The organism is Roseateles sp. (genome assembly GCF_039929605.1).
GTDB lineage: Bacteria > Pseudomonadota > Gammaproteobacteria > Burkholderiales > Burkholderiaceae_C > Pelomonas.
Map to the genome: position 1 here is coordinate 1 of NZ_JBDSQX010000146.1, position 10356 is coordinate 10356.

The following is a 10356-nucleotide window of genomic DNA, read 5'->3' on the forward strand; positions in this document are numbered from 1 at the left end:
AGCTTCGTCGCCAGCGTCAGCGCCGACGGCAGGGCGCTGGTGGCGCGGCCGCTGCTGCCGGTCAGCGTGCAGACGGGGCGCGTGCTCGAATTGTGGTCGGTGCCGCCCGAAGCCGGCGGCGCGCCACGATCGCTCGGCCTGATCGCCGCCGATGGCAGCACCGTGATCGCTCGCCAGCGGCTGCCGGCCTCGCTGCTGACGGGGGGCACGGCCGCGTTGGCGGTCAGCGTCGAGCCGCCCGGTGGTTCACCGACCGGTGTGCCGACCGGACCCGTGGTCTACGCCGGCAAGCTGCAGTTGTAGCTTCGACACGGCCGCGCTTCGGCGCGGGCGGGTGGCGCAGGCATCAGTGGCCGCCCGTTGCACGCGCACCGCCCGCCAATCGATAGACGGTTCCGCAGTACGGGCACTTGCCTTGGCCCGTCGTGCCGACTTCGAGGAAGACGCGCGGGTGGTTGCTCCACAGCGGCATTTTCGGATTCGGGCAGAACACGACGCCGGGGCCATGCAGGTCGCCGGTGTCGACGTCGACGGCAGCAGGCGGGCTGTTCGGGCTGGCGTTCATGCGCCGATTGTCGTCGCGCTCACACCCGTGTCAGCCATTCGGCGTACTTCGGGTTGCGGCCGTGGACGATGTCGAAGAACGCGGCCTGGATTTTCTCGGTGATCGGGCCGCGGCGCCCGGCAAACTCGCCGCTGCCGAGCTCGATCCGGTCGAGTTCGCGGATCGGTGTCACTTCCGCCGCGGTGCCGGTGAAGAAGGCTTCGTCGCAGATGTAGACCTCGTCGCGGGTGATGCGCTTCTCGACCAACTTCAGCCCCAGGTCCTGGCAGATCGAGAAAATGGTGTTGCGGGTGATGCCGTTGAGCGCGCCGGCCGACAGGTCGGGCGTGTAGACGACGCCGCCCTTGATGACGAACAGGTTTTCGCCCGCGCCTTCGGAGACGAAGCCCGAGGCGTCCAGCAGCAGCGCCTCGTCGTAGCCGTCGTCGGTGGCTTCCATGTTGGCCAGGATGGAGTTGGTGTAGTTGGACACCGTCTTGGCCTGCGTCATCGTGATGTTGACGTGGTGGCGCGTGTAGGAGCTGGTCTTGACGCGGATGCCGCGCTTCATGCCGTCTTCACCCAGGTAGGCGCCCCAGCTCCACGCGGCCACCATCAGGTGCACCTGGTTGCCCTTGGGGCTGACGCCCAGCTTCTCGGAGCCGATCCAGATCAGCGGCCGGATGTAGGCGCTCTTCAGGCCGTTGACGCGAACGACCTCGCGCTGGGCCTCGTTGACCTGCTCGGGCGTGAAGGGGATCTTCATGCGCAGGATCTTGCCGCTGTTGAATAGGCGGGTGGTGTGCTCCTGCAGCCGGAAGATGGCCGTGCCGTTGACCGTGTCGTAGGCGCGCACGCCCTCGAAGGCGCCGCAGCCGTAGTGCAGCGTGTGGCTCAGCACGTGGATCTTGGCGTCGCGCCAGTCGACGAGTTCGCCGTCCATCCAGATCTTGCCGTCGCGGTCGTGCAGGGGGGCGGGAACCATCGGGTACTCCAGGTGCAGGGAAGAAAAACGGCGATTTTACGAAGAGCCTGGAGCTTCGTCCGCCCGTATCAGCCGCCACTCGGCGAGCTTGCCTTTCTTGAGCACCACTTCAACGGCGTCGCCACCGGCGTCGCGCCACATGAAGGTCTCGGGCGCCTGCTTTCGCCCCAGGCTGCCGGCCACGCCGATCAGGTCGACGAGTTTCATGCCGACGTGCAGTTTGCTGTTCAACATCACCGCATTGGCAACCGAGCCCAGTGGCGCGGCGCCGGCCGTCTTCATGACGCGCATCAGCCGCGAGATCTGCAGCAGCAGCCAGAAGACGATGCCCGTCGTCGCGAAGATGGCGCCCTGCCAGCCAAGCAGCAGGCCGCCAAGGATCAGCGCCGCAAGAGCCAGCCCGACACCGATCCACGGGTTCATGCCTGTGGGTCCAGGCTGCCGTCCGCGCGCTGCCAGGCATAGGCCCGCTCGACCTTGGCGATGCGCAGTGTGTAGTGGGCGTACCAGTCGCTGCGGCCCGTGTCACGCGCCACCTTGTGCTCGGCATTGCGGCGCCAGGCGGCGATGTCGTCGGTGCTGCGCCAGTAGGAAACCGTGATGCCCAGGCCGTCCTCGCCGCGCGTGCTTTCCACGCCCAGGTAGCCCGGCTGCTCGGCGGCGAGGGCCGCCATGTGATCGGCCATGTCGCCATAGCCGCCGTCGACGGCCGTGCGCTGGCTGGTGAAGATGACGGCGTAGTAGGGCGGTTCAGGCAGCGCACTCATGGGCGCGCATCCTGCCACGACCTCAGCCGGCGACCTTCAAGAGCACGCAGCGCACCCATTGGCCCGACTCCAGCGCCTGCTGGTGGCCGGCGAGGAATTGCTCGGCCGTGGAGTTGCGTGCGGTGAAACACATGCCGTGCAGGATGCCCATGCGCGGCACGGGCCGCGACCACTTGCGCTCCACGACGCCGTTGAACCACGACACCTGCTCGTCGTCGGAGTCCATGTCGGCCCGGCCCAGCAGCAGCACGACCTCGTACTTCGTCTCGGTCAGCGGTTCGGTGGCGCTGGTCAGCACCTGCAGGCCGCCATCGCTCATGTTCAGCACCAGGCCGGCCGGCCCCTGGCTGAACTGCACGGGCTTGAAGACCCAGCCGGGCAGGGAGTCGGCATCGTGCTGGGCGGCCAGGAAATCGGTGCGGGCGTGCTGCCTGAGATTGGCGGGATCGGACATGAAAGGTTCCTCCGGTGGAAGCGCGATCCTAGGGCCTGTGCCCGCAGAGGCAATAGGCCGCGTTTCTACCAAAAGGCTCGCAGGCAAGGCGCAAAACGCAGTCGGGTTGCGTACCCGACAAGGCTTTGCAACGCCGCATGCGAGCCTTTTAGTAGAAGCCCTTCGGGAAGACCCGCCGCAAGGGGGTACTCGGCGTTGCACCACTTGCCCGCACATGAGTGCGGGCGGCGCGGTGCGCCTTGATTTCCCCCTTGCGGCGGGTCTTCGCGGCCCATTGCCTCTGCGGGCACAGGCCCCAGTCTTTGAAGGGCGTTGACCCAAGGCAATCCCGGACGGTTCAGATCAGGCCGCGCAGCACCTCGATTGCCTGCTCCACGCGCTCGACGGCGTGGATGGTCAGCCCCTCGATGGGCTTCTTGGGCGCGTTGGCCTTGGGCACCACCGCCACGCTGAAGCCCAGCTTGGCCGCTTCCTTCAGCCGCTCCTGGCCGCGCGGCGCGGGGCGCACTTCGCCGGCCAGGCCCACCTCGCCGAAGGCGATGAAGCCGCGCGGCAAGGCCTTGCCGCGCAGGCTGCTCTGGATAGCCAGCAGCACGGCCAGGTCGGCCGCCGGCTCGGTGATGCGTACGCCGCCCACCGCGTTGACGAACACGTCCTGGTCGCCCGTGGCCACGCCAGCGTGGCGGTGCAACACGGCCAGCAGCATGGCCAGCCGGTCGCGGTCCAGGCCGACGGAGAGGCGCCGCGGGCTGACGCCGCCGCTGTCCACCAGCGCCTGCAGCTCCACCAGCAGCGGCCGCGTGCCTTCCAGCGTGACCAGCACGCAGCTGCCCGGCACCGGCTCGCTGTGCGTGGACAAAAAGATCGCGCTCGGGTTGGCCACGCCCTTCAGGCCCTTCTCCGTCATCGCGAACACGCCGATCTCGTTGACGGCGCCGAAGCGGTTCTTGATGGCGCGCACGAGGCGGAAGCTGCTGTGCGTGTCGCCCTCGAAATACAGCACCGTGTCGACGATGTGCTCCAGCACACGCGGGCCGGCCAGCGCGCCTTCCTTCGTGACGTGGCCCACCAGCACCATCGCGCAGCCGCGCGACTTGGCGGTGCGCGTCAGCTGCGCCGCGCATTCGCGCACCTGGGCGACCGAGCCGGGCGCTGACGACAACTGCTCGGAATACATCGTCTGGATGGAGTCGATGACGCAGAAGTCCGGCTCCTCGACCTCGATGGTGGCCAGGATGCGCTCCAGGCTGATCTCGGCCAGCACGCGCACCTTGGTGCCCGAGAGGCCCAACCGTCGCGAGCGCATCGCCACCTGGGCGCCGCTTTCCTCGCCCGTCACGTACAGCACCTTGACGGTCTGGCTCAGCGACTCCACCGCCTGCAGCAGCAACGTCGACTTGCCGATGCCCGGGTCGCCGCCGATCAGCACCACGCCGCCGGCGACGATGCCGCCGCCGAGCACGCGGTCCAGTTCCTCCTGGCCCGTGGGCGTGCGCTCAAAGTCGCTGGCCTCGATTTCGCTGAGTGTGGCCACCGGCTGGCTGCGTGCCAGCGACTGGTAGCGGTTCTTGACGCCGCCGGCGGGTTCGGCGGCGCTCTCGGTCAGCGTGTTCCAGGCGCCGCAATGTGGGCATTTGCCCAGCCATTTGCCGTTGGTGCCACCGCACTCGGTGCAGGTGTAGATGCTTTTGCTCGTGGCCATCGGCGCATTGTCGATGGGGTCTTGCAAGCGCATGGGAAACTGCGCCGCCTGTCATTTCCTAACGGAACCGCTCATGGACTTCTCGGTGTGGTTGGCCTTTTTCGCGGCGTCCTGGGCCATCAGCCTGTCCCCCGGCGCGGGCGCCTTGGCGGCGATGAGCGCCGGCTTGTCGCATGGCTTCAAGCGCGGCTACTTCATGACCTTCGGCCTCATCCTGGGCATCCTGACCCAGGTGGTGCTCGTCAGCGCCGGCCTGGGCGCGCTGATCGCGGCGTCGTCGCTGGGCTTTGCGCTGGTGAAGTGGGCCGGCGTGGCCTACCTGATCTACCTCGGCGTGCAGCAGTGGCGCGCGCCGGCCAGGCCGTTGGTGGCGGCCGATGACGGCGCCATCCAGGCCACGCGCCGCCAGCTCGTGCTGCGCGGCTGGGGCATCAACGCGGTCAACCCCAAGGGCACCGTCTTCCTGCTCGCCGTGGTGCCGCAGTTCCTCGACCTGCATGCGCCGCTGGGCCCGCAATACCTCGTCATCGGCGGCACGCTGGCCTTCACCGACATGGTCGTCATGGCCGGCTACACGGCGCTGGCCGCGCGCGTGCTGGCGGCGTTGAAGAGCGAGAGCCACATCAAGCTGATGAACCGCGGGTTCGGCACGCTCTTCGTCGCGGCCGGCCTGCTGCTGGCGAGCTTCAAGCGCGCTGCCTGATGGCGGGTCCGACGTCGGGAAATAGCGGCGGCCGCCTGCCCACCTGGCTCCTCTTCCTGGCCCCGGTGCTGATCTGGGCCAGCACCTGGCACGTCATCCTCTATCAGCTCGCTTCGCCCGTGCCGGTGCTGACGTCGGTGGGCTGGCGCTTTGCGCTGGCGGCCGTGCTGCTGGCCGCGCTGGCGCGCTGGCAGGGCACATCGCTGAAGCTGCCGCGCTATGCCCACGGCTATGCGCTGGCCACCGGCGTCATCCAGTACGCGGGCAACTACTCTCTACGAAGCCGAGCGCTACGTGCCCAGTGGCCTGGTGGCGGTGCTTTTCTGCCTGCTGGTGTTCATGAACGCGATCGCCGCCTGGCTGCTGTGGCGCCAGCCGGTCAGCCGGCGCTTCCTGGTCGCGAGCAGCGGCGCGGTGCTGGGCGTGGCCTTGATCTTCTGGCCCGAGCTGGCCGCCACCGGCGCTCGGCCCAACGCGGCGCTGGGCCTGGGCCTGAGCTTCTTCGCGGTCGTGACGGCCTGCGTGGGCGGCTTCTTCACGCTCTCCCTGCAGCGCCGCGGCCTGCCGCTGGTGCCGGTGCTGGCCTGGAGCATGGGCTATGGCGCGCTGTTCCTGCTCGGCCTATCGCTGGCGACCGGGCGCGGGCTGTCCTTCGACAGCGCCTGGACCTATGTCGGCAGCCTGTTCTACCTGGCCGCCTTCGGCTCGGTCATCGCCTTCACGCTGTACTACAAGCTGGCCGAGCGCAAGGGCGCGGCGCAGGCGGCGCTGGTGGGCGTCATGGTGCCCGTCATCGCGCTGATCGTGTCGGCGGTGCTTGAAGGCTGGCAGGCCACGCCGCTGGCCGTGGGCGGCATGGCGCTGTGCCTGGTCAGCCTGTTTGTGGCGACGCGACCGCAGGCTTAGGGCAACGCTGAACAAGTCCCTCGCGCGCAGCCTGTCCAAGTGCGCTTTTCCCGGTTCACGCGGCGAAACGAGCGCGGCAAGTCCGGCGATTTCTTGACAAGCCTGCGTATAGGCACACTATCGATCCACGGCGCTTTCCGGTCCACGTTCATGGGCGAGGAGTCGGCGCCAAGGCGTCTGCACAAGAGGCGAGGGGCGCTTCTGGGCACGGTTGCCATCCGAGTGGAGCGATCAGTGATCAAGTTGCTTTGTGCGTTTGCTTGGGGTGCGATCTTGCTATTTGCACCGGCGCCGCCGCCCGTCCAGGCGCAGCCCCTTTACCGCACCGTGATCATTCCAAAGCTGGTGGGTATCGCGTACTACGACGCGGTCAAAGCGGGCATTGACGCTGCCGCCAAGGAACTGGCAGATGCCGTGGGGACGGCCAACGCGATGGTTGGCGACCGCGAGCAGGCGCAGGCCGCTGGCATGAACGACCACGTCGCCAAGCCGACCCATGGCGACCCATGGCGACCAATTTGTACGCGACCCTGGCGCACCGGGCCCGCAGGGCACCGAACAAGGCCCCCGCGCCAGCGGGGTTGGCAGGCACGAGAGGAGCAATCTCATGAAAGAAAAACTTCGAATCTGGTTCGTTTGTTGTGCCGTCGTGCTTCATCCCGCTATGGCACATGCGCAGCAAGTCGTCACCGTGGGCGAATATGACTTCCCGCCATTTTCAGACGCAACTGAAGGAAGCACGAGTTTGACGCACGATCTGATTGCCGCCATGAATGCATTTCAGAAAAAGTACATTTTCAAATCCGTCCATACTTCGTCCAAGCGTCGCTTTAGTCATTTTGACGAGAAAAAGTATGACTTGATATTTTTTGAGAGTATTGGCTGGGGCTGGCAGGGAAAAGATATCGAGGCATCGAAAGTTATCATGCGAGGCGGCGCCGTCTACATTTCGCGGGCGGCGAAAGACAAAGATCAGCGATATTTTGCTGACCTCAAGGGAAAAACGATCTGGGGTATTCTTGGCTACCATTACGGATTTGCGAATTACAATGCCGACCCCGAATTTTTGGCGAAGAATTTCAATGCCCACCTGATAAATTCCCAGGAAGGTCTTATCGACGCGGCAGTGAAGGGGCGCGCTGACGTTTCGGTTGTGACCAAAGAGTATTTGCAGATTGCTCTGTATAAGCGTCCTGAACTACATGAACAGATTCTCGTGTCTGATATTTTGGATGCGGCAAATCAGTACACGATCCTGGTTCGCAAGGGCATAAAACCCGATGTCACTGAAATCAACAAGCTCCTGACGGAGATGGAAGATGCTGGCATCTTCAATAAAATATGGGGGAAGTACGGCCTAAAATGAATCGCCGCATTTATTTTAGAAAAATTCGGACATGACCCGCTTAAAAGCCGCCGACGACAAGCTGGGTGAAAAGTCAGCCGCCGGAAAAGAGGCTAAGCCTCTCTCCATAATCAAGCGTTTGGTTGTGGGGTTGATTGCTGCAGTGGTCCTGGTCTCCGTCGGCACGTTTTCGGTCATCTATATCGGCACCGTCACTGAGCAAGAAGCTATTTTGACGAGGAAGGCCGACGAATACAGAGACTATCTTGTCAGGGCTCTCGAGTTGCCGCTCTGGAATTCCGACGCCGACATGATCGAAACTATTCGTAGAACTTTCCTTCAAAACGATCTCGTTGTGGAGTTCGTGATCAAGGAGTCTGCCGGATCTGTTGCTTCTCCCGTTGAGAAGAAGCACGATTCGGATGTGATCAGGAGGACGGGCAAGATATATCACGAAGGCGAGTTTCTGGCGGAAATAGAAATAGCTCTGACGAGACAATACGAGAAAGAGGCGCGACGTAATCAGTTGGCCATATTCGCAACGATTTTGCTGGTTATTTCAATCTCTCTTGTAGTCCTCATGTACTATTTTCTGAGGATTTTTCTAAAGAAGCCTTTGGACGTCCTGGAGAGTATGGTGAGGCCCTACGCTGCCGGAGCCTACGATGCGCCGATGCCAGAGCTCCCCTATTTTGAGTTTCAGGCGTTCGGAAAAACTCTTGCGCGAATGGGAGAAACTATAAGAATACAGATGGAGGAATTACGGAAACATCGCGATCACCTTGAGGAGCAGGTTAAGAAAAGGACTTCTGAATTAATAGTGGCCAAGGAACAGGCCGAGGTGGCCAATCTGGCCAAGAGCGAGTTCTTGGCCAACATGAGCCACGAGATCCGCACGCCGATGAACGCAATCCTGGGCATGTCGCACCTGGCGCTGCAAAGCGGGCTCAATGCGCAGCAGCGCAATTACGTGCAGAAGGTGCACCGCGCGGCCGAGTCGCTGCTGGGCATCATTAACGACATACTCGACTTCTCCAAGATCGAGGCCGGGCACCTCGACATCGAGCACGTCCCCTTCAATCTGGGTAACGTGCTCGACGACCTGGCCACGCAGGTCGGCATGAAGGCCGACGAGAAGGGTATCGAGCTCGTCTTCGCGCTCCCGCCGGAGCTGCCAACGGCGCTCGAGGGCGACCCGATGCGGCTCGGGCAGGTGCTGCTCAACCTGGGCAACAACGCGGTCAAGTTCACTGAGCAGGGCGAAATCGTCGTCAAGGTCGAGGAGGTCGAGCGCGATGGCACGACGGTGCTGCTGCGCTTCGAGGTGCGCGACTCCGGCGTCGGCATCACGCCCGAACAGCAGCAGCGGCTGTTCCAGCCCTTTTCGCAGGCCGACACCACGACCAGCCGGCGGTACGGTGGCACCGGGCTCGGACTGGTGATCAGCAGCCATCTGGCGCGCATGATGGGCGGCCAGATCGGCCTGGACAGCGCGCCCGACCGCGGCAGCCGCTTTCATTTCACGGCCCGCTTCGGGCTGGTCGATCAGACGGTCGTGCGGAACGAACCCGACCGCGCCGAGCGCTTGCGTGGCATGCGCACGCTGATCGCCGACGACAACGAGGTCGCGCGCGAGTTGCTGGTTCAGATGGCGAGCAGCCTGGGCTTGGTGCCGTCGGCGGTGGCAGACGGCCAGGCGGCACTGCAGGCGATCGAGCAGGTCGATGCGCAGGACAAGCCTTATGAGCTGCTGCTGTTGGACTGGAAGATGCCGCAGCTGGACGGCGTCGAGTGCATGGAGCACCTGAGCCGGATGAACCTGCGGCACCCGCCACCGACGGTACTGATGCTGACCGCGTTCAGCCGCGACGAAGTGGTGCGCCGCCTGGCCGCAGCGCAACTCGACGCCGCCGCGACGCTGACCAAGCCGGTGACCCCCTCAACGCTGCTCGACAGCTGCCTCGGGGCGCTGCGCTTGCCAGGGCAACAAGCGCTGCGCACCGAGCGGCGCGACGAAGCGCTCAACAACCACCGCGGCAGCCTGGCCGGGGCTCGCATCCTGCTGGTTGAAGACAACCCGATCAACCAGGAGCTGGCGCGTGACCTGCTGGGCCGCGTCGGGGTCGTGTTGCGCACGGCCGACAACGGCCAGGAGGCGCTGGACTGGCTCGAGCGCGAGCCATTCGACCTCGTTCTGATGGACTGCCAGATGCCGGTGATGGACGGCTATGCCGCCACGCGGGCGTTGCGCCAGCAGCCGCAGTGGCGCGAGCTGCCGGTGGTCGCGATGACGGCCAACGCGATGGTTGGCGACCGCGAGAAGGCGCTGGCCGCTGGCATGAACGACCACATCGCCAAGCCGATCAAGGTCGACCACTTGTACGCGACCGTGGCGCGCTGGATTCGCCGGTCACCGGATAAGCCCCCAGAGTCACCGGGACTGGACACCGGCGCGGCGCTGGCCGACCTGGGCGGCAACGAGCCGCTGTACCAGCGGCTGGTGCGCATGTTCGTCGAGCGTGAGGCGGGCTTTGGAGCGCACTTTGCGGCCGCGCGCGCCGCCGCCGACACCGAGGCCGCGGTGCGCCTTGCGCACGACCTGAAGAGCGTCGCCGCCATCCTGGGTGCGACAGCCTTGTCCGAAGCGGCGGCCGCACTCGAACATGCCTGTTCGGAGCAGGCGGGAGCGAACGACATGGATGCGCGGTTCGCGGCTGTCACGGTGGAGCTCGAGCCCGCAATCGCCGCGCTGCAGCGCTTGCAGCTCGACGATGACAAGAGCCCGCCGCCGGCGCCCGCCAAAGCCAACCAGCCGACCGCGCAGCGCAGCGCCCGGCCCTGCGTGATGGTGGTCGACGACACCCAGGAGATGCTGGCCTACATCACCGAGCTGCTGCAAGACGAATGCGACGTGGTCACCGCAGCCGATGGCGAACTGGCCTGGGCGCTG

General features: G+C 65.1%; 11 protein-coding genes and 1 pseudogene. 6 read left to right on the plus strand and 6 right to left on the minus strand.

Going from position 1 to position 10356, the window contains the following annotated elements; translation table 11 throughout:
- Positions 1–303 (plus strand): anti-sigma factor domain-containing protein (locus tag ABIS05_RS20130; protein WP_348009228.1); only part of this gene is annotated, 303 nt, incomplete at its 5' end.
- A gap of 43 nt (positions 304–346) precedes the next feature.
- Here the strand turns inward: ABIS05_RS20130 and ABIS05_RS20135 are convergent.
- The 6 genes from ABIS05_RS20135 to radA all read right to left on the minus strand — a co-directional run bounded on the left by ABIS05_RS20135 (position 347) and on the right by radA (position 4452).
- A complete protein-coding gene (locus ABIS05_RS20135) occupies positions 347–565 on the minus strand; it encodes a zinc-finger domain-containing protein (protein WP_348009229.1) in 219 nt (72 codons plus the stop codon).
- A gap of 19 nt (positions 566–584) precedes the next feature.
- Positions 585–1529 (minus strand): branched-chain amino acid transaminase, encoded by a 945-nt coding sequence (locus ABIS05_RS20140; protein ID WP_348009230.1) that lies wholly within the window; start codon positions 1527–1529, stop codon positions 585–587.
- A 36-nt stretch (positions 1530–1565) separates the two neighbouring features.
- Entirely contained in the window at positions 1566–1952 is a 387-nt protein-coding gene (locus tag ABIS05_RS20145) for a hypothetical protein (protein ID WP_348009231.1), read from the minus strand.
- Positions 1949–2296, minus strand: coding sequence for an antibiotic biosynthesis monooxygenase (locus ABIS05_RS20150; protein WP_348009232.1), 348 nt, complete (start codon positions 2294–2296; stop codon positions 1949–1951). The genes ABIS05_RS20145 and ABIS05_RS20150 overlap by 4 nt, the downstream gene beginning before the upstream one ends.
- Positions 2297–2318: 22 nt before the next feature.
- Positions 2319–2750 carry a hypothetical protein gene (locus ABIS05_RS20155; RefSeq protein ID WP_348009233.1) on the minus strand — a complete coding sequence of 144 codons (432 nt, stop codon included), beginning with the start codon at positions 2748–2750 and terminating at the stop codon, positions 2319–2321.
- Positions 2751–3087: 337 nt separating this feature from the next.
- A complete protein-coding gene (gene radA / locus ABIS05_RS20160) occupies positions 3088–4452 on the minus strand; it encodes a DNA repair protein RadA (protein WP_348009234.1) in 1365 nt (454 codons plus the stop codon).
- Between the two features lie 73 nt (positions 4453–4525).
- Between radA and ABIS05_RS20165 the strand changes: the two genes are divergently transcribed.
- The 5 genes and pseudogenes from ABIS05_RS20165 to ABIS05_RS20180 all read left to right on the plus strand — a co-directional run.
- On the plus strand, positions 4526–5155 hold the full coding sequence (locus ABIS05_RS20165; RefSeq protein ID WP_348009235.1) for a LysE family transporter: 630 nt from the start codon (positions 4526–4528) through the stop codon (positions 5153–5155).
- Positions 5155–5388: pseudogene (locus ABIS05_RS28270) on the plus strand (hypothetical protein); the annotation flags it as partial. The gene ABIS05_RS20165 and the pseudogene ABIS05_RS28270, both read left to right, overlap by 1 nt.
- Positions 5389–5494: 106 nt before the next feature.
- Positions 5495–6061, plus strand: a complete 567-nt coding sequence (locus tag ABIS05_RS20170; protein ID WP_407074810.1) for a DMT family transporter — start codon at positions 5495–5497, stop codon at positions 6059–6061.
- A gap of 496 nt (positions 6062–6557) precedes the next feature.
- Positions 6558–7427: an ABC transporter substrate-binding protein gene (locus tag ABIS05_RS20175; protein WP_348009237.1), complete on the plus strand. Its 870-nt coding sequence runs from the start codon at positions 6558–6560 to the stop codon at positions 7425–7427.
- Between the two features lie 31 nt (positions 7428–7458).
- Positions 7459–10356, plus strand: a 2898-nt coding sequence (locus ABIS05_RS20180) for a response regulator (RefSeq protein WP_348009238.1), incomplete at its 3' end; no start/stop codon positions are given.